Genomic DNA, 24,639 nt, shown 5'->3' with positions numbered 1-24,639 from the left:
GAAGTCAGCCTACAGCACATAGCGCACGAACATCACCACCAGGCATACCAGGAACATCGCCAGGCTGAGCTTATTGATGAAGTGCATGGTCTTCATATTGAAGTTGTTCTTGCGGTTGGGGTCGTTCTTACGGAAGTAATAACCGAGCACGGGACCGAAGTTGAAAAGGTTCTTGCCGTTCATATCAAAGCAGATTTAGAAGTCACTAAGGTAACATTCGCCGCGCCAGAAAGATTTGCAGCGCGGCCTGCTTTCTTTAGGACTTATTGCCGCCTAAAAGTGAAACCGATGAAACGCCTGCTGCTCCCGCTGCTACTAGCCCTCTCCACCCCCGCCCTTCACGCCCAAAAAGCTCCTGCTGAGGCAGATGCCGTAAAGCAAACCGTCACCGCGTTTTTCGATGGCATGCGGCGCGGCGACAGTACCGCCGTACGCCGCACCCTGGCCCCGGCGGCCGTGTTCCACGGTTTTGGCGGCAAGCCCAGCCAGCCGCCCACGCTGGAAATCGAATCTATCAACGGCTTCCTGAAAGCCGTGGGCACGCCCCACCCCGAAATCTGGGACGAACGGGTGCAGTTCGAGCGCGTGCTCATCGATGCCAACTTAGCCAGTGTGTGGGCACCCTACGAGTTCTACCTGGGCAGCAAGTTCAGCCACTGCGGCTACGACTCGTTCCAGCTGGTGAAGCTGGCTGAGGGCTGGAAAATCGCGCACGTCATTGACACGCGGCGCAAGGAAAAGTGTAGGTAGTCTTCCTAATTAATTACCGCAACCCACTACCTAATCATACTCATTACATGCTGATTAAGTCCGCAGAATTCTACGTTAATTTCATCACATTCTTCGATGTCGGTGAGGCAAATGCCGCCGGCACATTCCAGCGTTTTATCAAAATCAATTACTCCTTTTAACTCTAAATCTGCCAATACTGTCCAATTGGACTGTAGTGTATGTGAACGGAAATAGGACTGAAATTTCGTTAAATAAGCCATTGAAGGCTGTAAAACACCTCCGACTACTCCCATTGAATCATCAATAACTTTTGACTCAACTATCCCAAGGTCAATTGAGCCGGCAAACAATTGGATTTTCATTCGCAAAAACAAACTAAACTCCCACCGGCTCCTCCACCACCTCCTTCTCAATCCACTTCCCGTCCTCGCGCATCAACTCAATCAGGTCGTCCACGGCCCGTTCTTCGGGCACCGATTTCTTGATGACTTCCTGGCCACGGTAGAGGGCAATTTTGCCCTTGCCCACGCCCACGTAGCCGTAGTCGGCATCGGCCATTTCGCCGGGGCCGTTCACGATGCAGCCCATGATGCCGATTTTGATGCCCTTAAGGTGGTCGGTGCGCTTGCGAATCATGGCCGTGGTTTCCTGCAAATCGAACAGGGTGCGGCCGCAGCTGGGGCAGCTGATGTATTCGGTTTTGCTCATGCGCGTGCGCGCCGCCTGCAGGATGCCGAAGCTGAGCTGGTTCAGGGTATCGATATCGCGCAGCCAGGCTTCCTGCTCCTGGTTGGGCAGGGCGTCGGTGCAGAGCGCAATGCCGTCGCCGAGGCCGTCGATGAGCAAACCACCCACGTCGGTAGCGGCATCGAGCTGGGTTTGGGCGGGGTTATCGACGGTGTAGCAGCGGCGCACCACCACCGGGCAGGTGATGCCGGCATTGATGAGGTCGAAAAAGGCCCGGCGCAGCTCCGGCATGGCGTGGGCGTTGCTGGTTTCCAGCGTCAGCACCACGGTGTGGTCGATGAGCAGGTGCTGAAGCATTTCGGGCGTGAGAGCCGCCAGGTCGGCCAGCAGGAAATTGAGCTGCGGATGGCGCTGCGCGGGCGTGGTGGCCAGGTAGCCGTCGGGCGTCATTAGTGGGTAATGCTCGGGACGGTGGCCGGCGTCACGCCAGGCCGTGAAGGTCACGATTTCCTTCAGGCCGTTGGGCAGCATGTAGGGCACGGGCCGCTCGCCGGTGTAGATGTAGTCGGCCCCGAGGTCGCCCATCTGAAACTTATCGAGGAAGGGCGAATACAGGTGGCCGGCGGCGCGCAGGTCGGCGTACTCCAGGTGTGGCAGGCGCGATAAATCGGCTACCACACGGGGCACGTTCTGCCCGCCGAAATTGGCCACCTCGTGGGTGTGGCGGCGGAAATACTGGAACGGATTGATGGGCTCCTCGCCCACCAGCGGCTTGATGGGCCGGGCCGTGGCCGCCCGCCCCGTGTAGCGGTCAATCAGCATGCGGGCCACCGGGGCTTCGGCTTCGGGGGCTTCGGTGAGCGACACGCGCACGGTATCGCCGAGGCCGTCTTCAAGCAGCGTGCCGATGCCCACGGCGCTCTTGATGCGGCCGTCTTCGGCCTCGCCGGCCTCGGTCACGCCCAGGTGCAGCGGGTAGGGCTGCAGGCCTTCTTCGTCGAGCTTTTGCACCAGCAGGCGGTAGGCCTGCACCATCACCTGGGTGTTGCTGGCCTTCATGCTCAGCACCACGTCGTAGTAGTTTTCCTCTTCGCAGAGGCGCAGGAACTCCAGCGCCGACTCCACCATGCCCAGGGGCGTATCGCCATAGCGGCTTAGAATCCGGTCGCTCAGCGAGCCGTGGTTGGTGCCGATGCGCATGGCGGTGCCGTGCTGCTTGCAAATCTGGACCAGCGGCCGGAACCGCTCGCGGATGCGCTCCACCTCGGCCGCGTAGGTGGCGTCGGTGTATTCAATTTCTTCGAACTTCTTTTTATCGGCGTAGTTGCCGGGGTTCACGCGCACTTTCTCCACGATGCGGGCGGCCAGCTCGGCGGCATTGGGCGTAAAGTGAATGTCGGCGATGAGCGGCACGTTGCAGCCCCGCTTGCGCAGCTCCTTCTTGATTTCCAGCAGGTTCTGAGCCTCCTTCATGCTGGGCGCGGTGATGCGCACGTATTCGCAGCCGGCCTCTACCATGCGCAGCGTCTGCTCCACCGAGCCCATCGTGTCCATCGTGTCCACGGTGGTCATGCTCTGCACGCGGATGGGGTAGTCGCCGCCCATCGGCACGCCGCCAATGTTAACCACGCGGGCCACGCGGCGCTTGTATTCAGTGAGGCTGGGGCAATACGTTTTGTTCATAATCCAAAAACCAGGGGCGGTGGGCGAAAGTTGCGCCGTATGGCAAAGGTAAAGCCTTAGCGGGCGGCGGCGTAGCGCGAATGCGCGATTCTGTTGGCTAACTGAGCAACTGGTACTGCTTCCCCCTTGAGCTTCGAATGACCCACGCCTAACCATGTTTCTGCAACGCCTGAGCCAGTCAGCCCGATTGTTGCGATTGAATGACGAGGCGGTTGGCCGGCTTGAGATGAGAAATTGTCGACGTTCTTTTACATAATAATACACCCTCAACCCCGCCCCACATGAGTACGCCCAGCTATGATGCAGTCGTCGTTGGTTCCGGCCCTAATGGGCTGGCGGCGGCCATTGTGATGCAGCAGGCGGGCTTGTCGGTGCTACTGCTCGAAGGCAAGCGGGAAATAGGCGGCGGCCTGCGCACGGCCGAGCTCACCCTGCCCGGTTTTCGCCACGATATCTGCTCCGCCATTCACCCGCTGGCGGCGGCCTCGCCCTATTTCCAAACGCTGCCGCTGGCCCGCTACGGGCTGGAATACCTCACGCCGCCCGTAGCCGCCGCCCACCCGTTCGACGACGGCACCGCCGCCGTGGCCGCGTCGCTGACCGACACCGCTAGTAGCCTTGGCCTTGATGCCGAGGCCTACCAGCGTCTGCTCGGCCCGCTCGTGGCCCGGTGGCCAAACATTGCCAACGACGTGCTGGCCCCGCTGCATTTCCCCCGGCACCCACTCGATATGGCCCGGTTTGGCCTCTCAGCGCTGCTCCCGGCCACGGTACTGGCGCGGCGCTTCACCCACGAAAAAGCCAAAGGCCTACTCGCCGGCATGGCCGCCCACGCCATACAGCCGCTGAGCAACCTCACCACTTCGGCCGCTGCCCTGGTGCTGCTCATTGCGGCCCACCGCGGCGGCTGGCCCCTTCCCAAAGGCGGCTCGCAGGCCATTGCCGATGCGTTGCTGGCGCACTTCGTGGCCCTGGGCGGGCGGGTCGAAACCGGGACTTACGTGCGCTCGCTGGCGCAGCTGCCAGCGGCGCGGGCGGTGCTGCTCGACGTCACGCCGGCGCAGCTGCTCCAGATTGCCGGGCACAGCCTGTCGAGTATTTACCAGTGGCAGCTGCGGCGCTACCGCTACGGCATGGGCGTATTCAAAATCGATTGGGCGCTGGCCGCGCCCATTCCCTTCACCGCGCCCGAATGTGCCCAAGCCGGCACCATTCACCTGGGCAATACGCTGGCCGAGATTGCCGCCAGTGAGCAAGCCTCGGCACGGGGCCAGCACGCGGCCCGGCCCTTCGTACTGCTGGCCCAGCAAAGCCTCTTTGACGCCACCCGCGCCCCGGCCGGGCAGCATACCGCCTGGGCCTACTGCCACGTCCCCAACGGCTCACGCGTGGACATGACGGCCGCCATCGAGTGTCAGGTGGAACGGTTTGCGCCCGGCTTTCGCGACCGCATTCTGGCCCGCCACACTTTCGACACGGCCCAGATGGAGGAGTACAACCCCAACTACGTGGGCGGCGACATCAACGGCGGGGTACTTGATATTGGCCAGCTGTTCACGCGTCCGGCCCTACGGGCCTCGCCCTACCGCACCTCGCAACGGGGACTGTATCTGTGTTCCTCGGCCACGCCTCCCGGCGGCGGCGTACACGGCATGTGCGGCTATTACGCGGCTCGCCGCGCCCTGCGCGATATATTCCGGCTGCCCGCACCACCGCTACACGGGGAGTAAACGAGGGCCGGGAGCAACTTCCAGCCGGCCGCCTCTTGCTAAGAAAAACCTCGCGCTCCTCTAACATTGTCCAATTTGCAAACTAGCCGCGTAGCGGCGACAGGTTTGTAGTAAGCAGCAGAGAAGTAGAATAAAGCCGCGTAGCGGTGACAGAAATACTGGAAAGCCTGTCGCCGCTACGCGGCTTTACCGCTTACCTGTGTGTTTTTCTACAAACCTGTCGCCGCTATGCGGCTAATCCGCAACGTTGACTTCCAGTACAATCTTCCCAATGTGGGCACTGCTTTCCATTAGCTCGTGCGCCGCCGAAGCTTCGGCTAATGGGAAGGTTTTGTACATGACCGGCCGAAACTTCCCGGCAGCAATCAGAGGCCAAACGTGCTTTTCCACCTCCGCGGCCAGCGCCGCCTTAAAATCGGCCGAGCGGGGCCGCAAGGTGCTGCCCGTGATGCTCAGGCGGCGGCGCATCACTTCCAGCGCGTTGAATTCGCCCTTGGCACCCTGCATGGCATTTATGAATACCAGGCGGCCATCGTCCTTCAGCAGGCGCAGGTTTTTGGCGATGTAGTCGCCGCCAATCATGTCGAGCACCACGTCCACGCCCTCTGCGTTTAGCACTTCTTCAAAGTCTTCGGCTTTGTAGTTGATGGCCCAGTCGGCACCCAACTCCCGGCAGGCGCTGCACTTGGCTTCATCGCCGGCCGTGATGGCCACGGGGCTGCCCAGTGCCCGCGCCAACTGAATGGCCGTGGTGCCAATGCCGCTGCTGCCGCCGTGCACCAGCAGCGTCTCACCGGGCTGCAGGTTGCCGCGCTGAAACACGTTGTGCCACACCGTGAACACGGTTTCGGGCAAGGCGGCAGCTTCTATCATGCTTAGGACGGCGGGCACGGGCAGGCAGTGGCGGGCATCTACCACGGCGTACTCGGCATAGCCACCGGCGGGCAGCAGGGCGCACACGGCATCGCCGGGGTGCCAGCGCGTCACGTCGGTGCCGGCGATTTCGATAGTGCCGGCTATTTCCAGGCCGGGTACCAGGCCGGCTACGTCGCCGCTGCCGGCATATTTGCCCTGGCGCATCAGCACATCGGGCCGGTTCACGCCGGCGGCGTGTACGCGGATGAGCACTTCGTGGGCGGCAGGCGTGGGCTTGGGTTGCGGCCGAAGCTGCAGAACCTCAGGCCCGCCGGCCTGCTGGATAACAATGGCATTCATAAGTAGAAAACGCTGGGGCAGCCTGAGCGGCCCGGTGAATTGGCAAGTGCCACGTCTACTAACGAAAAACGGCTCCGAGGAGCCGTTTCAAATACCACTTATTCGATAATCTACTACTTCCCAGCCGCTTCGCGCAGCTCCTTCACCTCGCGCTCCAAATCCAGCGTCCGGAACATCACCTTGGCTTCGAGGTCCGAATAGGCGGCTTCCAGCTGCTCGCGCATCTGGCGCTGCTCCTGAATATCGGTGCAGGTGCCAAACCAGGCGATAATCTGGCCGTCATCGCCCCGGCGCGGCAGGGCCTGCCCCAGAAACCAGCGGTACGAGCCATCCTTGGCCTTGAAGCGATACTCAATGTTATAATCATCGCCGGTTGCCAGCGAGTGGCCCCACACCTCCCGGGCGCGGGCGCGGTCATCGGGGTGCAGCAGGTTGTTCCACATATCCGGCCCCACGCTGTCGGCCAATACGTAGCCCGTAAAGGCCGTCCAGCGCTGATTAAAATAGGTATGAAACCCATTCTGGTCGGTAATCCAGACCAGCTGCGGAATCACATCAGCCAAAAAGGTGAACTGCTCGGGCCCAACCAGCCCGTTTTGGGCGATGGCGGGCAATGGGGTAACTGCTTGCGGAGTGCTCACGAGTAGAGAAGCTTAAAAACCAAAATGAGAAAATACTAGGCGCGGTCGAGCTGCATTTCCATACCCGACGCAAAGTACAGGTTCAGCTGGCTATGCAAGCCATCGGCCGAGCGGCGCATGCGCGTGACCAGGGCACGCGTGGCCTCGTTGGGCAGCTCGAAGTTGAGATACGGCCGGTTCATGAGCTCGTCGCGCAGCACGGCCCAATTGCCGGTCTGGCCGGGGCCGGGCGGCGCGGGCGTGGTTTCCAAGTGGCCCGGCATGAGCGCCAGCTGCTCGGCCAGGGCCAGCGGGCTGCCGGGGTCGTTGCGGTTCAGCACCCGACTGGCTACCCGCCATTCGCCCCCCAGATAGTCATCCGGCAGATGTTGTAAGTTTATATCCAGCAGCAAATCAGACATACAGAAGAAAAAACACCTCTCTTGGGCAGAAAATTAATAGGTGGGGGGTTAAAGGTGCAATAGAAATTAGCGATAATTTCAAATTTTCCGTTGTCCTCTCCCATCACTACTCACCCGCGCTCCTAACCCATTTGAGCATTGCTGCGTTCCTTGTGCAAGGCACCCAGGCCCACTATTTCGTTATCAAATCATGAAAAAACCGCGCTTCCTGCCTGCTATACTCGGGGCCGCCCGCCTCACTGGCCTGGCGGCCTGGCAAACCGGCCGCTTGTTTCGCCAGCTGGCCGCCCGCGCCCTAGATAGCGTGCAGGACGTGCTGCGCGCCGAAGTAGAAAAAGGCAACCTCAAGCTGGTGGCCGATTTCCTGGCCGATAAAGCGCTGCCCGCCGCCCGCGTCCTGCTCATCGAGCAGATGACCGTGCGCCTGCTGCTGCGCCTGGGCCTGCGCGGGGCGCTGGCGTCTAACGTGGTGGGCTGGGTGCTGCCCTTTGTCATTGAAAAGCTAATCACCGTGGGCAACAAAAGCGGCTTATTTGACAAGCTGAAGGCCAATCCCACCATCAGCGAAGCGCTGGACAAGCTCGACGAGCTGCGCAGTGCCACCTGGAAAATGCTGGTACCTGACCCCGGCAGCAGCGCCGAGGTGCTGGCCAACGACGCCGACGACGCGAAAACGCCCCGCCTGCCCCTCCTACTGGCCGCCCCTGCTCCTAAAGTCCCAAAAACGCCCAAAATACACCGGGCAGATAAGATTTCGGAATCAGACGGCTAAAGTCGGGACTGCAAACGATTGCGGCCGTTCACCAAAAAAAGCCACCTCACCCGAGATGGCTCTTTCAAAACCGGGGCGCGGCGAGAATTCCCACCCAACACCGGACCCGATTCCGTCCGCTGACGAATTACCGGCTGAACAATAGTTCGCGGTACTTCACCAGAGGCCAGTCCTCGTCGGCCACCATCTGCTCCAGCTTATCAACGGCGCGGCGGATGGGGTCGAATTTTGGTTTCACTTCTTCGCAGTATGCGACCGCCTTTTCGCGGGCATCTTCGATTTTGTTGGCTTGCTTACGCGCCTCCGTCATAGCGTCGGCGTTGGTCTTGATGGTTGAAACGTAGCGGGAAATGGCTTTAATCATTTCCAGCGTTACCTGGCTGTGCTCGTCGTCGAGGCCGAGCTCACGCAGGCCGCGCACGTTGTCCACCAGCTTGGTCTGGTATGAAAGTGCGGTCGGGATGATGTGGTTGATGGCCAAATCGCCCATTACGCGGCTTTCAATCTGAATTTTCTTCTGGTATTCCTCCAGCAAAATCTCGTGGCGGGCGTGTAGCTCCACTTCCGAGAAGATGTTGTGGCGGGCAAACAGGTCGGCGGCGTCCTCACGAATCAGGGCATCCAAAGCCTGAGGCGTGGTAGCAATGTTGCTAAGGCCACGCTTCTCGGCTTCGTCCTTCCACTCATCGGAGTAACCGTTGCCCTCGAAACGAATATTCTTCGAAGATATTACATACTCGCGGAGAATCTCCACAATGGCCACTTCTTTCTTCTTGCCTTCCTCAATCAGGGCATCAACCGACTGCTTAAAATCGATGAGCTGCGTGGCAACGATGGTGTTTAGCACCGTCATGGCCGAGGAGCAGTTGGCCGACGAGCCCACGGCGCGCAGCTCAAACTTGTTGCCGGTGAAGGCGAACGGCGAGGTCCGGTTGCGGTCGGTGTTGTCGAGCAGAATGGCGGGAATCTTGTCGATGCCCAGCTTCAGGTAAATGTTGTCGCCCTTGTCAAGCGGCAGCTTGGCGGTGCGCTCCAGCTCGTCGAGCACGCCGTCCAGCATCGAGCCCAGGAACACCGACATGATGGCCGGCGGGGCCTCGTTGGCCCCCAGGCGGTGGTCGTTGCTGGCCGAGGCGATGCTCGAACGCAGCAAGTCGGCGTAGCGGTGCACCGCTTTGATAGTGGTGATGAGGAAGGCCAGGAACTGCAGGTTCTCCTTGGGGCGGCGGCCGGGGGCGAGTAGGTTCACACCGGTATCGGTGCTCATCGCCCAGTTGTTGTGCTTGCCGCTGCCGTTTACGCCGGCAAAGGGCTTCTCGTGCAGCAGCACTTTAAAGTTGTGACGCTCACCCACGCGGGCCATCACGTCCATCAGGAGTTGGTTGTGGTCGACAGCCAGGTTGGCATCCTCAAATGTGGGGGCGCACTCAAACTGATTGGGGGCCACCTCATTATGGCGGGTGCGCAGCGGAATGCCGAGCAGGTTGGCCTCTTCCTCAAACTCCAGCATGAAGCCGTGCACGCGGGCCGGAATCGAGCCGAAATAATGGTCGTCAAGCTGCTGGCCTTTGGCGGGAATGTGGCCGAACAGCGTGCGGCCGGTGAGCACGAGGTCGGGGCGGGCGTCGTACAACGCCTTGTCAACCAGGAAGTACTCCTGCTCGATGCCCAGCGTGGTGTTCACGCGGTTTACGTCTTTGTCGAAATAGTGGCACACGTCGAGAGCCGACTTTTCCAGCAGCGCCAGCGACTTCAGCAGCGGGGCTTTGTAGTCGAGCGCTTCGCCGGTGTAGGCCACGAAAATCGTGGGAATGCACAGCGTTTTGGCCCCTACCGTTTCGATGATGAAAGCGGGCGAGGTGGGGTCCCAGGCGGTATAGCCACGGGCCTCAAACGTGTTGCGGATGCCGCCGTTGGGGAACGACGAGGCATCGGGCTCCTGCTGCACGAGGGCCGAGCCCTTGAAGTTCTCAATCGGCCGGCCGTCGGAGTTGAGGTCGAAGAAGGAGTCGTGCTTTTCGGCGGTAGCGCCAGTCAGGGGCTGAAACCAGTGGGTGTAGTGCGTGGCGCCCTTGGCCATGGCCCAGGTTTTCATGGCCGAAGCCACGGCATCGGCCACGTTGCGTTCCACGGTTGCGCCCTGCTTGATGGCAGCCTGCAGCTTTTTGAAATAGTCACCGGGCATGGTAGCCCGCATGGCTTCCAGGTTGAACACGCTTTGCCCAAAGCTGTCGGAGCGACGGGCGGCAGCGGGCGCCACAGTAATAGGGCGGCGCAGATTGACGAGTTCTAAAGCTTTAAAGCGGAGGATGGCCATAGGAATTGACTACCAAACGGGAAAATAGTGAGGCGGATGAGTTCGTATTCTGGGGGCAAAGATAAATCATGAATCACAATTCTTAGCAAACCACCCTAAATTATTGAGCCTTTTTCTCAAATACACTCCCTTTTTCACGACAACAGGCTTCTTTTTTTAACCTAATTTTTAAAATTCGGTCTTCATAAAGACAAAGCCGATTACGGCTCAATGTTTTGGGGCGTATCGGCGGGCTCTATCTTTAGGGCGTGAAAAACCGCTTTGCGTTCCAGCCGCGCTACTTTTTTTTCTGGCTGGTATTTTTTGAGCTGTGCCGGGGCTTGTTTCTGGGGTACCAATACAAGGCCACGGCTCAACTGTCGGTGGCGGAGGTATTGGGAAGTATGGGGCACGGCCTGCGGCTGGACGCTTCGGCTGCGGCCTACGTCTGCCTGATTCCGTTCCTATTGTTTGTGATTGGCAGTCTGCTGCCCCGTTTTCCTTTGCAGCGGCTGATAACGGGGTATTCGGCCGTTATCGGCCTTGTGCTGGCCGTGCTGGTTACGGCCGACCTGGAGCTGTACCGCGTGTGGGGTTTCCGGCTCGACGATACGCCCCTCCAATACCTGAACTCGCCGCAGGAAATGGCGGCTTCGGCGGGCAGTGCACCCATTGGCCTGCTGCTGGCGCTGCTGCTGGGCCTGCTGGGTGTGGGCACCTTCTTATATAAGGTAGTGATAGGGCGGCTGGTGCCGCTACCCGCGTGGTTTGGGCGGGGCCGGGCGGCCCTGGCCAGCCTGCTCTACGCCGCGCTGCTGGTGGTACCGCTGCGGGGAGGCACCCAGCAGATTCCGGTGAACCAGAGCGACGTCTATTTTTCCAGCATTGCCTTTGCCAACCACGCGGCCCTCAATGCGCCTTGGAATATGATAAGTGCGCTGGTACTGCGCGCGGCCGAGAAGCCCATCAAGCCCTTCATGCCCGACAGCACGGCGCGCCGCCTGGTGGCGGGCCTGTACCCGCTGGCGGTGGGTGCCCCGGCCCCGCCCGATTCGTCGGCGCTGGTGCTGAGCGAGCCCCGGCCCAACGTGCTGTTTATCATCCTCGAAAGCTTCACTTCTAAGTTTGTAGGCAGCGTGGGCGGCGAGAAGGGCGTGACGCCCAACCTCGACAGCCTGGCCCGGACTGGTATTCAGTTCAACAACATTTTCGCGGCCGGCGACCGCAGCCAGAAAGGGCTGGTTTCGCTGCTTTCGGGCTACCCCAACCAGCCCACGACCAGCATCATCAAGTTCCCGCGCAAAACAGAGCGCCTGCCCCATTTGTGTCAGTCGCTGGCCTCGGTGGGCTACAGCTCGCACTACTACTACGGAGGCGAGCTGGCGTTCGCCAACATGCGCAGCTACCTGCAAGCGGGCGGATATCAGAAGTTTACGGAGCGCAATGATTTTGCAGCGGCCGACCAGAACTCGAAATGGGGCGCGCACGACGGGGTACTTTTCGACCGTATTCTGGGCGACCTAAGTAAGCAGCCGCAGCCGTTCTTCGTCACGGCCTTCACCCTCAGCAGCCACGAGCCTTTTGAGGTGCCCATGAAGCCGCATTTCTCCGGCACCAGCGAGGTAGCGCAGTTTCGCAACTCGGTTTACTACACCGATTACACGCTGGGCAAATTCCTGCGGGAGGCCAAGAAACAGCCCTGGTACGCTCATACGCTACTGGTGCTGGTAGCCGACCATGGCCACCAGCAGCCCGGCAACTCCGCCAACCAAAGCCCCAATAAATTCCGGATTCCGCTGCTGCTGGCCGGCGGCGCGCTACGGCCCGAAGCCCGTGGCCGGGTAATCAGTGCGCTGGGCTCGCAAACCGACGTAGCCGCTACACTGCTGCACCAGCTGCAATTACCGGCTCAAAATTTCGTCTGGAGCCGCAACCTGCTGGCTCCGCACAACCCGCCCTTCGTATACTACTGCTTTAATAATGGTTTTGGCGCCGTTTCGCCGCAGGGCACCATCACCTTCGATAACGTGGGCAGCCACATTATGGACCGCGACCGTGGCACCCCCAACAGCCAGCTGAAGCTGGGCCAGGCCATGGAGCAGGTATCAATGGAAGACTTTGCGCGCAAGTAGAACGCGCCCGGGCCGTACCTTTGCGGGACTATGCCTACCCCCCAATCCGTTGCTTTTTACACCCTCGGCTGCAAGCTGAACTTCTCCGAAACGTCGGCCATCGGCCGGCAGTTTGAGGAAAAGGGCTTCCAGAAAATTCCTTTTGAGGCCGGGGCCGACCTCTACGTTATCAATACCTGCTCGGTGACGGACCACGCCGACCGCAAGTGCCGAAAGGTGGTGCAGCAGGCCCTGAAGCACAACCCGGAGGCCTTTGTGGCCATTGTGGGCTGCTACGCCCAGCTCAAGCCGCAGGAAATTGCGGCCATTCCCGGCGTGAGCGCCGTGCTGGGCGCGGCCGAGAAATTTATGCTGGTCGATATTCTGGCCGATTTTCAGAAGCCCGCCGCCGGGCAGCCCGGCGCGGTGCATGCCTCTCCCATCTCCGAAGCCACCGAGTTTGTGGCCGCGCACTCCTTCGGCGACCGCACCCGCACCTTTATGAAGGTGCAGGACGGCTGCGACTATTCCTGCTCGTTCTGCACCATTCCGCTGGCGCGGGGCGGCAGCCGCTCGGGCAGCGTAGCGAGCGTGATAGCGCGCGTGGAGAAGCTGGCCGAAACCGGCGTGAAGGAAATTGTGCTCACCGGCGTGAACCTCGGCGATTTCGGCCTTCAGGGCCCCGAGCGCGAGCGCCGCGAAGATTTCACCCAGCTGGTGCAGGCCCTCGATGCTGTGGCCGGCATCCGCCGCTTCCGCATCAGCAGCTGCGAGCCCAACCTGCTCACCGACGAGATTCTGACCACGGTGGCGGCGTCGGCGCGCTTCATGCCGCACTTCCACATCCCGCTGCAAAGCGGCTCGGACAAGATTCTGGGCCTCATGCGCCGCCGCTACAAGCGGGCGCTTTACGCCCAGCGCGTGGCCCGCATCAAGGAGTTGATGCCACACGCCTGCATCGGGGTCGATGTCATCGTGGGCTTTCCCGGCGAAACGGACGCGGACTTTCTGGACACCTATAATTTCCTGAACGAGCTGCCGATTAGCTACCTGCACGTTTTCCCGTACTCGGAGCGAGCCGATACGCTGGCCCCCACCCTGCCCGGCCGGGTGCAAGACCGGGTGCGGCACGAGCGCACCACGCAATTGCGCAGCCTCTCGGAGAAGAAAAAGCGGTTTTTCTACGAAGAGCACCTCGGCCTCGAAACCGAAGTGCTGTTTGAAGATGATGTGACCAATGGCCAGATGGAGGGCTTCACGCCCAACTACATCCGCGTGGCGGCGAAATACGACCCGCTGCTGGTGGGTGAAATGAAGCCGCTACGCCTCACCGCCGTGAATGCCTTCGGGCTGATGGAAGCCGAGGAAATGGGTATTCTCGTCTGAACCGCAGATTCTGCCGATTAAACGGATTGAACAGATTCTGATATCCGTTTGAAGAACACGAACTGGAACACGTAAAACAGCGAGGGCTGCCCATTGGGCAGCCCTCGCTGTTTTACGTGTTCGGAAAGGCGTTTTCTAGTAGCCTAAGTGAAAATCTGTTCAATCCGTTTAATCGGCAGAATCTGCGGTCTAGACCATGCTTTGCCGGGCCATGGCTAGCATTTCGCGCAGCATGTTTTGCTGCTCCAGCAGGTGCTGGTTGCGCATTTCGGCGAGGGCCAGCTGGTGCTGTAAATGTTGCGCATGCAATGCCGCCGCCACATAAACTTCGGGTGCGGGTGCGCTGGGAGCCGGCGCGGGTACTACCGGGGCTGGTGCAGGCGTGGGCTGCGGAACCGCCAACGCTGGTACCGGCTCCTGAATCAGGGGGGCACCTGGGGCTGCTGGGGCCGGAGCAGCGGGCGCAACGGGCGCAACGGGCGCTTCGACAGTGGCAGCAACATGAGTTGCCACGGGAGTTACTGCCACGGCGGGCGCGGCGGGAATTGGCGCGGGCTGGGGCACTTCGGCCTCATTGGGAGCGGAGGCTCCATTGGCGCGCACCGGCTGATTGGCGGCAGCAGCCAATGCCAGCGTAGCCGCTATTTCGGCTGGCTGAAGCCGGGAACCAGCCACGCCCGGCCCGGAACGCCGCGCCCCATGCACCTCTACATCGGATAAATCAATGGGTTCGAACGCGGCTTCCGGCGTGGGAGCTGCTGGTGGTGCCACTGCTTTTGGCGCGTGCTCTCCGCTCACCAGCATCGGCCCACGGCCCAGCAACAGCCAGTCTCTGGACACATTTGGATAAATCTCAAACACCTTACACAGCAGGTCGTAACCGGGTTTGTTGCGCCCATCGATGAGGTGTTGCACCACGCTGGCCGTCTTGCCCAAGGAGATGGCAAAGCTGTTTTTGGTTAACCCAAACTGCTGAATGAGTTGCGCAAAGCGCTGGTCGATAGGGACAGAAACGGGCACAGCCATACACTTACACAAATGAGTAGTTGTGCAAATGTATAAAAAAAGCCGCTTAGCAGCCCCGCTTTGCGTTTTGACTATTCGTAGCGCAGCGAATCAATCGGGTCCAACGCGGCGGCTTTGCTGGCGGGGTAGTAGCCCGAGGCCATGCCCACGCCCACACAGATAACCAGGCCCGCCGCCATCCAGCCCCACGGCACGAGGAAGGAGCCCGAGCCCACGAACTTGGCCACCAGGTTACCGCCGAGCACGCCGAGCAGAATACCCATGCCCCCGCCCATGAGGCAAATCACAATGGCTTCCATCAGAAACTGAAACCGGATTTGGCGGGCCGTCGCGCCCAGCGCCTTGCGGATACCGATTTCACGGGTCCGCTCCGTCACCGACACCAGCATGATGTTCATGAGGGCGATGCTGGCCCCAAGCAGCGTGACGAAGGCAATAATGCTGCCGCCGGCTTTCATCTTACCCGAAATGGAATCCAGGTCATTGGCCAGCGACTCGCTGCTTTCGACCACGAAGCTTTCTTCCTGGCCCAGCTTGTCGTGCCGCACGGCGCGCATGATGCCGGTAGCCTGGCCCATGACGAAGTTGAGGGTGCTGTGCTCGGCGGTGGCCGTTTTCACGTCGTAGGTGAGGGCGCGCTGGCGGGGCATCTGGTTGCCGGTTTCGAGGGGCAGCAGCGCCACGCGGTCGGACCCGCCCCCACCGGCCCCGCTGCCGCTTTTTTCGAGCAGGCCCACTATCAGGAAGCGGCGGCCCAGGGCGGCCACGTACTTGCCCACCGCGCTCTGCTTCGGGAACAGCTTGGAGCGGATTTCGTCGCCCACTATCATCACATTGGCCCCGCTGTTGAGCTCGGCCTGCGAGAAGGTGCGGCCATTGGCCAGGTTGTAGCCTTCTATTCGCAGGTAATTTTCGTCGCCGGCCACCACCTGCATGTTGGGGTTGGTTTTGGTGCCGTTGGCTTTCATTTCCACGGCCCCGGCAATGAAGGCCGACACGCCAACCTGGGCATCGTCGCCCATAGCCTTTTTATACTGCTTGGCTTGCAGGAAGCTAATGGGCGGGTACTGCCTGGCCTGCACGCCGCCGCGCCGGCCCCGGTTGCTGTAGCCCTTAGCATGCAGCTCGAAGGAGTTGGCCCCGAGGCTGGCAAAGGTTTCCGACAGCGAATTCTTCATCGCGTCGATGCCCGTGAGGATGCCCACCAGCGCAAACAGCCCAATACTGAGAATAAGGGCCGTGAGAATGGTGCGTAGCAGGTTGGCGCGGATGGAGCGGAAGGCTTCGCGGACGTTTTCGAAAGGGCTCATGGGTTGAATTGATTTCTTGTAGCGGAATTTTATGCCGTCTGTCATCCTGAGCTTGCGAAGGACCTTACAATATCAGCAAGACTCGCAGTAAAGAACCGTTCATCGGTGATAAGGTCCTTCGCAAGCTCAGGATGACAGACGACATCGCCCGGCAACCAGCAACAGTAACGCCCAAAGTTCGGCGGCCGACGCTTAACTTGAACCACTGGCGCGGCAACCTCGTTGGTTTGCTGCGTTTCTTTCCCCCAAAAACTATGCTGCTCAAGCGTTTTTTGTTGCTTTTGCTCGTGGCCGTGGCCCCGCTGGCGGCCCGCGCCAACCACGTATTTATCCCGATGGACAATACTCAGAAAGAGTGCCTGAAGGCCTACGGCGTGGCTTTCTGGCTGCTCCAGCGCGAGGTGCCCGTCGACTGGCTGCTCAACTACCGGGGCGGCTCCTTTGCCTTTGAGAGCACGCCGGGGGCCGAGAACGAGCTGGCCGTGCGGGGCGTCAGCTTCCAGGTAATCAGCGAGGCGCAGTACACCGGCATTCTGCAGGAAATAGCCGACCCCAACGCCAACATGGACGTGATGAAGCTGGAGAAAGTGCCCAAAATTGCGGTGTACACGCCCAAAGGCAAACAGCCCTGGGACGATGCCGTGACCATGGTGCTGGCCTACGCCGAAATTCCCTACACCCAGATTTACGACGACGAGGTGCTGAAGGGCGAGCTGCCCAAGTACGACTGGCTGCACCTGCACCACGAAGACTTCACGGGCGAGTACGGTAAGTTTTACGCCACCTACCACAACTACCCCTGGTACCAGCAGCAGGTGCGCGACGCCGAAGCCGCCGCCAAGCGCAACGGCTTTGCCAAAGTGAGCCAGATGAAAGGAACGGTGGCCACCAAAATGCAGGAATTCATTGCCGGCGGCGGGTTTCTGTTCGCCATGTGCTCGGCCACCGACAGCTACGACATTGCGCTGGCCGGCCTGGGTGTCGACATGGTGGAAAGCATGTACGACGGCGACCCGGCCGACCCGGCCGCGCAATCCAAGCTCAACTTCAACCGCTGCCTGGCCTTCCAGAATTTCCAGCTGGTGCGCGACCCGTACTTCTACGAGTACTCCAACATCGACATGCAGCCCAACGAGCGCGGCCTGGGCGAGCAGAACGACTATTTCTCGCTTTTCACCTACTCGGCCAAGTACGACCCGGTGCCCACCATGCTCTGCCAGAACCACGACAAAACCATCCATGGTTTCATGGGCCAGACCACGGCCTTCCGCAAAAGCCTCATCAAGCCCGACGTCATTGTGATGGGCGAAACCAAGCAGACCGGCGAGGCCCGCTACATCCACGGCACACTGGGCAAGGGCACCTGGACATTTTACGGCGGCCACGACCCCGAGGACTACCAGCATCTGGTGGGTGAGGAGCCCACCGATTTGGCCCTGCACCCCAACTCGCCTGGCTATCGGCTGATATTGAACAACATCCTCTTCCCGGCGGCCAAGAAGAAGAAGCAGAAAACCTAAGCCGCTCCGCTCCCCCCGCGCCAAGCCCCAACCTTCACCGGTTGGGGCTTTTTTTGGGCCTGAAACCTCCGGCAGGCGGCCCCCAATGGCTTCGTGCAGCGCCCGACAATTCGCCTTGGCGGGAGTTTACCGGCTGTTCGCCCCATGCAGCGCGTCATTCACCGGTTTCGCGCTCATGATGAGGGTACTTAGGGCTTAACTTTCAGGACCACATTAATATCCTTACGCTTTGCTGCTACGCTTAAGCTTGTTCCTGTTTGTTCTGAGTGGTTTGGCTGCCCATCCGGCCAAGGCCGGCCAGCCCACGTATTCGCCTACCGATTCGACGGTGCAGGCCCTGCGGCCCATGCACAAGGGCCGCACCGTGGCCCTGCGCATTGCCGTGCCGTCGGCGCTGGTGGCCGTGGGCGTGATGGCCCACAGCCCCGTCTACAGCACGGTGCTCTTCCAGGCCAAGCAGGACATGCAGGCCGAAACGCAGGAAGTTTTTGGTGGCTTCGATGCCCATGGCATCGACGACTACTCGCGCCACGCACCCCTGGCCATTGCCTACGGCCTGATGGCCACCGGCCACCGGGGCGAACGCTCGGCCGTGGGCTTCACGCTCATTTACCTGGCGGCCCACGAGCTGGACGAAGGCATTGTGAGCAACCTCAAGCGCATCACCGCCGAGCCCCGCCCCTACAACGCCCAGGATTTAAGCTCTTTCCCGTCGTCGCACACGTCGCAGGCCTTTCTCACGGCCACGCTGCTGCACGAGCAATATGGCCGCCAGTACCCGTGGGTGAGCGTGAGCGGCTACGCCGTGGCCACTGCCACCGGGGCCATGCGCCTGATGGGCAATAAGCACTGGGCCACCGACGTGCTGGCCGGCGCCGCCATCGGCTTTCTTTCGGCCGAAACCGTGTGGCACCTCTACCCCGCGCTTACCAAAATGCTGCCGCCTCGCCTAGCCCACCGGCTGCTGCTGGTGCCCACCTACGTGCCCGGCGCGGGCGCGGGAGCCGCGCTGGCCTTCCGGCCGTAGCCCGACATTCATCGTTTGCAGAAGCCGGCTCCTTTCGACCAGAAAGCGGGCCGGCTTTTTTTGAAAGTGCGGGCCCGCTTCTGCTGTATCATTATTCGTCTTGTTTTCGTTTGGTAAGCAGCACGTTGCCAGCCACCGATGGCTCCGGCAGTCTTTCCGCTTCCTATCCGTATGGACGAACTGCATCAAGCAAACTACTCGCTCTCCGCCAGTCAGCCCGAAGCGGCCGCCGCCGCCGAAGCCGCCAATCCCTTGCCCCGGGCCGTGCTTCGGATGAACGGCCACATGCTGCTCGATGGTACTTGGCACTTCGCCGAAGACGCCGAAGACGTAGGCCTGCGCGAGAACTGGGCCCTGGGCCACGCTTACGAGCACGCCGCCCAGTGGCCCGGCTCGGTCGAAGAGCACCTGGCCCAGGCGCGGGGCCACCAGAACGGCCCGGCGTGGCAAGACCAGGTGGTGGTGTGGTACGAGCGGGAATTCTACCTACCCGAAGTAGAAGCAGTCGAATCGCAGAAACGGCTGATGCTTCAGCTCACGTTTGGGGCGTGCGGCTACGACACCCGGGTGTGGCTCAACGGCAGGCCGCTGAAAACCATTGAAGGCGAAGAGGTTCACCTGGGCGAATACACGTCGTTTTCCTATGAGCTGGACGAAGAATACCTGCACCTCGTCAACCGCCTCACGGTCCGCATTGCCGATACCATGGATGCCGAGCTGCCCCGCGGCAAGCAGGAATCGCACGTTTACAAGCGGGGTGGCATCTGGTACCAGACCTATACCGGGGCCGTGCGCAGCGTGTGGCTCGAAATGGTGGAGCGCAACCGCCTGCGCTCCCGGGTAGGCGTAGTAAGCGCCGTGGAAGACCAGCTGGTGCGCTTCAATCTCACGCTGCGCATTCACGATGCCGGCGCTTACATCATTCGCCTCCAGGCTTTTGAAGTCGACACCAAAGACCGCACCACGCCCCTGGCCACCTCCGACTTCCCCCTGCTGCTGGTAGCCGGGCAGTGGCAGCAGCGGCTGGTGCTCGAAGTGCCGGGAGCCCGGCTGTGGTCGCCGGAAGCGCCGCACCGCTACCGGCTGGTAGCGCAGCTTATTCACGCCGATGGCTACGCGGCCCAGATTGAAACGCTGTTTGGCCTGCGCAAAATTGAGGCGCGGGGCCGCTACGTGTACCTCAACAACGAATCGGTGTATCTCGATGGCATTCTGTACCAGCCCGGGCAGGCCACCTACCAGGAAATGCAGCGCCACATGCACGCCATGAAGGAATTGGGCTGCAACCTGGTGCGGGTGCACATTGCCGGCATCGACCCGCGCATCTATAACCTGGCCGATGAGCTGGGCCTGCTGCTGTGGGTGGAAGTGCCCAGCCCGCACAGCTCCACCGCCCGCAGCCGCCAAAACCACCGGGCCGAGCTCCTGCGCTTGGTTACGCTCAGCGAAACCCATCCCAGCATCGTCATCTGGAGCCTGTATAACGAGGACTGGGGAGCCCAGGACATTGCCACCAACCCCGAAACCCGCCAGTACATCGTGGATACTTACCACTTTATGCAGCTTGCCTACCCGCAGTTTCTGGTGGTGGATAATGACGGCTGGCACCACGTTTCCTACACCGGCCGCCTGAAATCAGACCTGCTCACTGCCCACCTCTACACCCCCGACCTGAGCCGGTGGCAGGAGCTGCTTGACCGCCTGGTGGGCGGTGAGCTGGAGGGCACCGCCGCCTTCCCGCTGGTGGTGGGCGACCCGTTTTTCTACCGCCGCCAGGTGCCGCTCATTGTGAGCGAATGGGGCGGTTTTGGTTTTCCCGACTACGGCGGGCCGCAGGATGCGGAAGCCCGCACCAACACCATTCGCGCCTTTAAGCAGGAGTTGCGCCAGCGGCCCATTGCCGGCGACGTGTATACCCAGGCCACCAACATCGAAGACGAGCGCAACGGCTTGCTCGACCCGCATACCGGTGCGCTAAGCGTGCCCGCCGGCTTGCTGAACTCGCACCAGGTGCCGCCGCAACCGGTACCAGCCCCCGCCGCCCACTAGCTAGCGCCGGTTAGCGCGAAGGCCCGTTGGGGAAGCCGCCGCTAAGGTTGCCGTCATGCACCAGCCGGCCCGCGTGGCGGTATTGCTGGCCTGCCGCTGCACGTATAGCCGGCCCGGCACGGTAGTCGTCACAGAGTTCTCCCGCAAAGTCAGCGGGCCAATTTCCGGCTGCTGGCGGGGCAAAGCTATTTTAGCCGCCTTGGGCACAATCAGCTCAAACACGACTACTTGTTCTTGGTCTTCTTCACATGGCGCGCAGCATACTGGCTTCATACCGTCGGTTCCGGCTTCTTGGTCACGATGTTGCATAAGAGTTGCAGGTAAAAGGTGAATGGATGGCAGGCCGGAAAGTAAGGAAAATGTTTTTTCTGTAAATATGATATCTATCAGCCAGAAAATCAAAATCTACGAAAAACTATTTTAATTATTTTTTTAATACCATCATAATCATTCACTGCTCATTCTGCTGCTAGCGGCGGGGTAGCGACCGGTTTCCGAACCACGCCGACCTTTCGGGGGTTATCTTTGCGGTACGCTGCCATTTGGCGCATTGCCTCCTCCATGACCATAACCAAAGAAGCCGTTCTCAAAGCGCTGAGCTACGTGGAAGAGCCCGACCTGGGCCAGGACCTCGTGACGCTCAACATGATTGAGAACATTGAGATTGACGGCCTCACCGTCGCGTTTACCGTAGTGCTCACCACCCCCGCCTGCCCGCTCAAGCAGCTCATTCACGATGCCTGCGAGCGCGCCATCCACACGATGGTGGACAAGGACGCTAACGTGGTGATTACCATGACTTCGCGCGTGACCACCCTGCGCAACAACCGCGGCGACCTGCTGCCCGGCGTCAAAAATATCATCGCCATTGCCTCGGGCAAGGGCGGCGTGGGCAAAAGCACCGTCACGGCCAATCTGGCGGTGGCGCTGGCCGCTACCGGCGCCAAAGTAGGCCTGGTCGATGCCGATATTTCCGGCCCCAGCATGCCCGTCATGTTTGACGTGGAAGACCAGGCACCGCACGTTTTTCAGGGGCCGAACGGCAAAAACCTGATTCAGCCCATCGAGAAATATGGGGTGAAGCTGATGAGCATCGGCTTCCTGGCGCCGGCCGAAAGTGCCATTGTGTGGCGCGGCCCGATGGCCTCGTCGGCGCTCAAGCAGTTCATTACTGAAGTAGATTGGGGCGAGCTCGACTACCTGCTGCTCGACCTGCCGCCCGGCACTTCCGACATCCACCTCACCCTAGTGCAAACCGTGCCCGTGACCGGGGCCGTTATCGTAACCACGCCGCAAAAAGTGGCGCTGGCCGATGCCCAGAAGGGTCTGCAGATGTTCCGCCAGCCCCAAATCAACGTGCCCGTGCTGGGCGTGGTGGAGAACATGGCCTGGTTTACCCCAGCCGAGCTGCCCGATAGCAAATACTTTATTTTTGGTGAAAACGGCGGTCAGCGTCTGGCCGCGCAGCACGATGTACCGCTGCTGGGCCAGCTGCCGCTGGTGCAGAGCATCCGCGAAAACGGCGACCAGGGCCGCCCGGCCGTGCTCGACCCGGAATCGGTGGTGGGCAAAATGTTCGCCGACCTGGCCGAGGCCGTTGCCCGCCAGGTGAGCATCCGCAACAACGTGGCCCCCAAAACGGCCGTCGTGCAAATGAACCCCTAACTACCTGTGGAAAATCAAGCCGCCTCCCCCATGTTCGACCATCCGCTCATGCCCCGCGTAGAGGCTGCGCTGGACAGCCTGCGCCCCTACCTGGCCACCGACGGCGGCAACGTGCGCGTAGCCAACATCACCCCCGAGGGCGTGCTGCAACTGGAATGGGAAGGGGCCTGCGGGGCTTGCCCCATGTCGCCGATGACCCGCGCCGGACTGGAAGACACGGTAAAAAAAGCCGTGCCCGAAATCACGGCCGTCGAGGCACGCTAGGGCTTTTCTTCCGTTCTCCCCTCAAAAGAACGTCGTCATGCAGCGCGCAGCGAAGCATCTTTACCGCAGCCAGTAATCCTTTCGATTGGGCTACTATTGCGGTAAAGATGCTTCGCTGCGCGCTGCATGACTTTTTTTATTCGACTCCCTTCGACATCCCCACCACCCCCGTATGCCCAACGAACTCAACGCCCCTTCGCTTCACTCCTGGATTGATATTCACCCCGAAAATGACTTTCCCATTCAGAACCTACCCTTCGGTGTGTTCGAAACCGATGAGCGCGGGCCGCATCTGTGCGTGGCCATTGGCGGCTATGTGCTTGATTTATACGCTGCCAGCCAATTTGGTTTTTTTCAGGATTTGGACGAGCTGGGCGATGCCCAGCCCAAGGTATTTCGGCGGAAGTCGCTGAATGCATTTCTGCGGCTGGGCCGGCCGGCCTGGCGCGCCGTACGCCAGCGTGTGAGCGAGCTGCTGCGCCACGACGAGCCCCGCCTGCGCGACAACGAGCTGGCGGTGCGCGACTGCCTCCTGCGCCAGACCGAAGTACGTATGCTGCGCCCCGTAAAACCGGCCAACTACACCGATTTCTACAGCAGCATCGAGCACGCCACCAACGTGGGCACCATGTTCCGCGACCCCGCCAACGCGCTGCTGCCCAACTGGCGGCACCTGCCCATTGGCTACCACGGCCGCACCAGCAGCATCGTGGCCTCGGGCACGCCCATCCGCCGGCCCAACGGCCAGCGCAAGGCTCCGACCGAGGACGCGCCTACCTTCGGCCCCAGCCGTCAGCTCGATTTCGAGCTGGAAATGGCTTTTGTGGTAGGCACCGGCACCGAGCTGGGCACGACGGTATCCATCGACGCAGCCGAAGACCACATCTTCGGACTGTGCCTGTTCAACGACTGGAGCGCCCGCGACCTGCAAAGCTGGGAATACGTGCCACTAGGGCCTTTCCTGGGCAAGAACTTCGGCAGCAGCATGGCCCCGTGGGTAGTGACACTGGATGCGCTGGAGCCCTTCCGCATAGCCGGCCCCGCGCAGGAGCCCGCGCCCCTGCCTTACCTGAGCCAAAGCGGCGCGCACAACTTCGACGTGCACCTCGAAGTAGCCCTCACGCCCGCCACCGGCCCCGAAACCACCATCAGCCGCGCCAATTTCGGGCTCATGTACTGGAGCATGGCGCAGCAGCTCACCCACCACGCCTCCAACGGCTGCAACCTCGAAGCTGGCGACCTCTACGCCTCGGGCACCATCTCGGGCACCACGCCTGATTCGTTGGGCTCCATGCTGGAGCTGAGCTGGCGCGGCACCCGCCCTGTGCCCCTGGCCGATGGCTCGGAACGGAGCTTCCTGCTCGATGGCGACACCGTAACCATGCGCGGCTACGCGGAGAAGGACGGCGTGCGCATTGGTTTTGGCGAGGTGAGCGGCACGGTGCTGCCAGCGCTGTAAGAAGTTTTGAGAGTTGAGTTTTAAGGGTTCATTCAAAACTCAACCCTTAAAACTCAACCCTTCTTAGTGCATGCGGTCGTCGCGCACGGGTAAATTGGTCACGATTTCGCCTTCAATTACCAGTAATTCCTGCAACCGCTCTTCCACTAATTTCGGGTCGCAATATTCTTTGGCTAAATCGACGTAGCTCACGAAATGCGCGGCTTCGGAAACCATTAATTCGTAGTAGAATTTACTTAATTCTTGGTCGGCGATATTTTGCCATAATAATTTAAACCGCTCGCAACTGCGCGCTTCAATTAGCGCCGAAACCAGGAGCTGGTCCATGAGCTGGCGCTCGCGGGCCCCGCCTTTGCGCACATGAGCCAGCAGCTGCACCACATACTCGTCCTTGCGCGGGCGGCCCAGGGCAAAACCGCGTTTTCGCAGCTCCAGGATAACTCTTTCGAAGTGGCTCCACTCCTCGGCCACTAGGTCGGTGAGCTCATCCACGAGGCGGGTTTTCTCGGGATAATGGATAATCATGCTGATGCCGGTGCTGGCGGCTTTCTGCTCGCACCAGGCGTGGTCAACCAGAATATCTTCGATATTTTTCTCCGCGATATTCACCCAGCGCGGGTCAGTATTGAGCTTTAATTTGAGGATAGTCTTTTCCTTTATCATCG

22 protein-coding genes are annotated in these 24,639 nt (G+C 60.8%); 11 read left to right on the top strand and 11 right to left on the bottom strand.

Annotation, left to right across the window (positions count from 1 at the left end; translation table 11 throughout):
• Positions 1–9: 9 nt before the first annotated feature.
• Complete coding sequence (locus HBN54_RS10730) at positions 10–183, bottom strand: DUF6728 family protein (RefSeq protein WP_168673188.1); 174 nt, start codon at positions 181–183, stop codon at positions 10–12.
• Between the two features lie 105 nt (positions 184–288).
• Here HBN54_RS10730 and HBN54_RS10725 point away from each other — a divergent pair, with 105 nt between their 5' ends.
• Entirely contained in the window at positions 289–750 is a 462-nt protein-coding gene (locus HBN54_RS10725) for a nuclear transport factor 2 family protein (protein WP_168673187.1), read from the top strand.
• A 26-nt stretch (positions 751–776) separates the two neighbouring features.
• On the opposite strand, the gene HBN54_RS10720 is transcribed toward HBN54_RS10725, so the two are convergent.
• Together HBN54_RS10720 and ispG are read right to left on the bottom strand one after the other, a co-directional pair.
• On the bottom strand, positions 777–1,094 hold the full coding sequence (locus HBN54_RS10720) for a hypothetical protein (protein WP_168673186.1): 318 nt from the start codon (positions 1,092–1,094) through the stop codon (positions 777–779).
• A gap of 13 nt (positions 1,095–1,107) precedes the next feature.
• Positions 1,108–3,102 carry a (E)-4-hydroxy-3-methylbut-2-enyl-diphosphate synthase gene (gene ispG, locus HBN54_RS10715; protein ID WP_168673185.1) on the bottom strand — a complete coding sequence of 665 codons (1,995 nt, stop codon included), beginning with the start codon at positions 3,100–3,102 and terminating at the stop codon, positions 1,108–1,110.
• A 281-nt stretch (positions 3,103–3,383) separates the two neighbouring features.
• Here ispG and HBN54_RS10710 point away from each other — a divergent pair, with 281 nt between their 5' ends.
• Positions 3,384–4,832: a phytoene desaturase family protein gene (locus HBN54_RS10710; protein WP_168673184.1), complete on the top strand. Its 1,449-nt coding sequence runs from the start codon at positions 3,384–3,386 to the stop codon at positions 4,830–4,832.
• Positions 4,833–5,066: 234 nt separating this feature from the next.
• Here the strand turns inward: HBN54_RS10710 and HBN54_RS10705 are convergent, their stop codons facing one another.
• From HBN54_RS10705 to HBN54_RS10695, 3 genes are all read right to left on the bottom strand, one after another.
• Positions 5,067–6,047: an NAD(P)H-quinone oxidoreductase gene (locus HBN54_RS10705; protein ID WP_168673183.1), complete on the bottom strand. Its 981-nt coding sequence runs from the start codon at positions 6,045–6,047 to the stop codon at positions 5,067–5,069.
• Between the two features lie 113 nt (positions 6,048–6,160).
• Entirely contained in the window at positions 6,161–6,688 is a 528-nt protein-coding gene (locus HBN54_RS10700) for a PAS domain-containing protein (RefSeq protein WP_168673182.1), read from the bottom strand.
• A 35-nt stretch (positions 6,689–6,723) separates the two neighbouring features.
• Positions 6,724–7,089: a hypothetical protein gene (locus tag HBN54_RS10695; protein WP_168673181.1), complete on the bottom strand. Its 366-nt coding sequence runs from the start codon at positions 7,087–7,089 to the stop codon at positions 6,724–6,726.
• Between the two features lie 190 nt (positions 7,090–7,279).
• Here HBN54_RS10695 and HBN54_RS10690 point away from each other — a divergent pair, with 190 nt between their 5' ends.
• Positions 7,280–7,861 carry a hypothetical protein gene (locus HBN54_RS10690; RefSeq protein WP_168673180.1) on the top strand — a complete coding sequence of 194 codons (582 nt, stop codon included), beginning with the start codon at positions 7,280–7,282 and terminating at the stop codon, positions 7,859–7,861.
• A gap of 127 nt (positions 7,862–7,988) precedes the next feature.
• Here HBN54_RS10690 and HBN54_RS10685 read toward each other — a convergent pair whose 3' ends face one another.
• Positions 7,989–10,178 carry a glutamine synthetase III family protein gene (locus tag HBN54_RS10685; protein ID WP_168673179.1) on the bottom strand — a complete coding sequence of 730 codons (2,190 nt, stop codon included), beginning with the start codon at positions 10,176–10,178 and terminating at the stop codon, positions 7,989–7,991.
• Positions 10,179–10,426: 248 nt separating this feature from the next.
• On the opposite strand from HBN54_RS10685, the gene HBN54_RS23985 reads away from it, so the two are divergent.
• Together HBN54_RS23985 and mtaB are read left to right on the top strand one after the other, a co-directional pair.
• Entirely contained in the window at positions 10,427–12,289 is a 1,863-nt protein-coding gene (locus tag HBN54_RS23985; protein ID WP_168673178.1) for an LTA synthase family protein, read from the top strand.
• Positions 12,290–12,319: 30 nt separating this feature from the next.
• Entirely contained in the window at positions 12,320–13,654 is a 1,335-nt protein-coding gene (mtaB, locus tag HBN54_RS10675) for a tRNA (N(6)-L-threonylcarbamoyladenosine(37)-C(2))-methylthiotransferase MtaB (protein ID WP_168673177.1), read from the top strand.
• A gap of 189 nt (positions 13,655–13,843) precedes the next feature.
• Here the strand turns inward: mtaB and HBN54_RS10670 are convergent, their stop codons facing one another.
• Together HBN54_RS10670 and HBN54_RS10665 are read right to left on the bottom strand one after the other, a co-directional pair.
• On the bottom strand, positions 13,844–14,680 hold the full coding sequence (locus HBN54_RS10670) for a helix-turn-helix transcriptional regulator (RefSeq protein WP_168673176.1): 837 nt from the start codon (positions 14,678–14,680) through the stop codon (positions 13,844–13,846).
• Positions 14,681–14,751: 71 nt separating this feature from the next.
• Positions 14,752–15,990, bottom strand: a complete 1,239-nt coding sequence (locus HBN54_RS10665) for an ABC transporter permease (RefSeq protein ID WP_168673175.1) — start codon at positions 15,988–15,990, stop codon at positions 14,752–14,754.
• Positions 15,991–16,244: 254 nt separating this feature from the next.
• On the opposite strand from HBN54_RS10665, the gene HBN54_RS10660 reads away from it, so the two are divergent.
• The 3 genes from HBN54_RS10660 (at position 16,245) to HBN54_RS10650 (ending at position 20,586) form a co-directional block, all read left to right on the top strand.
• Complete coding sequence (locus tag HBN54_RS10660; protein ID WP_168673174.1) at positions 16,245–17,510, top strand: asparagine synthetase B; 1,266 nt, start codon at positions 16,245–16,247, stop codon at positions 17,508–17,510.
• Between the two features lie 229 nt (positions 17,511–17,739).
• Positions 17,740–18,537 carry a phosphatase PAP2 family protein gene (locus HBN54_RS10655; protein WP_168673173.1) on the top strand — a complete coding sequence of 266 codons (798 nt, stop codon included), beginning with the start codon at positions 17,740–17,742 and terminating at the stop codon, positions 18,535–18,537.
• 171 nt (positions 18,538–18,708) lie between these two features.
• Positions 18,709–20,586: a glycoside hydrolase family 2 TIM barrel-domain containing protein gene (locus tag HBN54_RS10650; protein WP_168673172.1), complete on the top strand. Its 1,878-nt coding sequence runs from the start codon at positions 18,709–18,711 to the stop codon at positions 20,584–20,586.
• On the opposite strand, the gene HBN54_RS10645 is transcribed toward HBN54_RS10650, so the two are convergent.
• Positions 20,587–20,988, bottom strand: coding sequence for a hypothetical protein (locus HBN54_RS10645; protein ID WP_168673171.1), 402 nt, complete (start codon positions 20,986–20,988; stop codon positions 20,587–20,589).
• A gap of 159 nt (positions 20,989–21,147) precedes the next feature.
• Between HBN54_RS10645 and HBN54_RS10640 the strand changes: the two genes are divergently transcribed.
• The 3 genes from HBN54_RS10640 to fahA all read left to right on the top strand — a co-directional run bounded on the left by HBN54_RS10640 (position 21,148) and on the right by fahA (position 23,974).
• Positions 21,148–22,251 carry an Mrp/NBP35 family ATP-binding protein gene (locus HBN54_RS10640; protein WP_168673170.1) on the top strand — a complete coding sequence of 368 codons (1,104 nt, stop codon included), beginning with the start codon at positions 21,148–21,150 and terminating at the stop codon, positions 22,249–22,251.
• A gap of 30 nt (positions 22,252–22,281) precedes the next feature.
• On the top strand, positions 22,282–22,515 hold the full coding sequence (locus tag HBN54_RS10635; protein ID WP_168673276.1) for a NifU family protein: 234 nt from the start codon (positions 22,282–22,284) through the stop codon (positions 22,513–22,515).
• A gap of 172 nt (positions 22,516–22,687) precedes the next feature.
• Positions 22,688–23,974 (top strand): fumarylacetoacetase, encoded by a 1,287-nt coding sequence (gene fahA / locus HBN54_RS10630; RefSeq protein WP_168673169.1) that lies wholly within the window; start codon positions 22,688–22,690, stop codon positions 23,972–23,974.
• Positions 23,975–24,037: 63 nt separating this feature from the next.
• On the opposite strand, the gene miaE is transcribed toward fahA, so the two are convergent.
• Positions 24,038–24,637: a tRNA-(ms[2]io[6]A)-hydroxylase gene (miaE, locus tag HBN54_RS10625; protein ID WP_168673168.1), complete on the bottom strand. Its 600-nt coding sequence runs from the start codon at positions 24,635–24,637 to the stop codon at positions 24,038–24,040.
• Positions 24,638–24,639: the final 2 nt, after the last annotated feature.

The sequence above is a fragment of the Hymenobacter artigasi genome, assembly GCF_012275535.1.
Taxonomy (GTDB): Bacteria; Bacteroidota; Bacteroidia; order Cytophagales; family Hymenobacteraceae; genus Hymenobacter; species Hymenobacter artigasi.
Note: the sequence above shows the minus strand (reverse complement) of the source record. Positions and strands in the feature narration are given on the sequence as shown.

What these genes read in the sequence shown, in the direction of transcription:
- HBN54_RS10730 (WP_168673188.1), bottom strand. Translation starts at nt 183, where the DNA reads ATGAACGGCAAGAACCTTTTCAACTTCGGTCCCGTGCTCGGTTATTAC.
- HBN54_RS10725 (WP_168673187.1), top strand. Translation starts at nt 289, where the DNA reads ATGAAACGCCTGCTGCTCCCGCTGCTACTAGCCCTCTCCACCCCCGCC.
- HBN54_RS10720 (WP_168673186.1), bottom strand. Translation starts at nt 1,094, where the DNA reads ATGAAAATCCAATTGTTTGCCGGCTCAATTGACCTTGGGATAGTTGAG.
- ispG (WP_168673185.1), bottom strand. Translation starts at nt 3,102, where the DNA reads ATGAACAAAACGTATTGCCCCAGCCTCACTGAATACAAGCGCCGCGTG.
- HBN54_RS10710 (WP_168673184.1), top strand. Translation starts at nt 3,384, where the DNA reads ATGAGTACGCCCAGCTATGATGCAGTCGTCGTTGGTTCCGGCCCTAAT.
- HBN54_RS10705 (WP_168673183.1), bottom strand. Translation starts at nt 6,047, where the DNA reads ATGAATGCCATTGTTATCCAGCAGGCCGGCGGGCCTGAGGTTCTGCAG.
- HBN54_RS10695 (WP_168673181.1), bottom strand. Translation starts at nt 7,089, where the DNA reads ATGTCTGATTTGCTGCTGGATATAAACTTACAACATCTGCCGGATGAC.
- HBN54_RS10690 (WP_168673180.1), top strand. Translation starts at nt 7,280, where the DNA reads ATGAAAAAACCGCGCTTCCTGCCTGCTATACTCGGGGCCGCCCGCCTC.
- HBN54_RS10685 (WP_168673179.1), bottom strand. Translation starts at nt 10,178, where the DNA reads ATGGCCATCCTCCGCTTTAAAGCTTTAGAACTCGTCAATCTGCGCCGC.
- mtaB (WP_168673177.1), top strand. Translation starts at nt 12,320, where the DNA reads ATGCCTACCCCCCAATCCGTTGCTTTTTACACCCTCGGCTGCAAGCTG.
- HBN54_RS10670 (WP_168673176.1), bottom strand. Translation starts at nt 14,680, where the DNA reads ATGGCTGTGCCCGTTTCTGTCCCTATCGACCAGCGCTTTGCGCAACTC.
- HBN54_RS10665 (WP_168673175.1), bottom strand. Translation starts at nt 15,990, where the DNA reads ATGAGCCCTTTCGAAAACGTCCGCGAAGCCTTCCGCTCCATCCGCGCC.
- HBN54_RS10660 (WP_168673174.1), top strand. Translation starts at nt 16,245, where the DNA reads ATGCTGCTCAAGCGTTTTTTGTTGCTTTTGCTCGTGGCCGTGGCCCCG.
- HBN54_RS10650 (WP_168673172.1), top strand. Translation starts at nt 18,709, where the DNA reads ATGGACGAACTGCATCAAGCAAACTACTCGCTCTCCGCCAGTCAGCCC.
- HBN54_RS10640 (WP_168673170.1), top strand. Translation starts at nt 21,148, where the DNA reads ATGACCATAACCAAAGAAGCCGTTCTCAAAGCGCTGAGCTACGTGGAA.
- HBN54_RS10635 (WP_168673276.1), top strand. Translation starts at nt 22,282, where the DNA reads ATGTTCGACCATCCGCTCATGCCCCGCGTAGAGGCTGCGCTGGACAGC.
- fahA (WP_168673169.1), top strand. Translation starts at nt 22,688, where the DNA reads ATGCCCAACGAACTCAACGCCCCTTCGCTTCACTCCTGGATTGATATT.
- miaE (WP_168673168.1), bottom strand. Translation starts at nt 24,637, where the DNA reads ATGATAAAGGAAAAGACTATCCTCAAATTAAAGCTCAATACTGACCCG.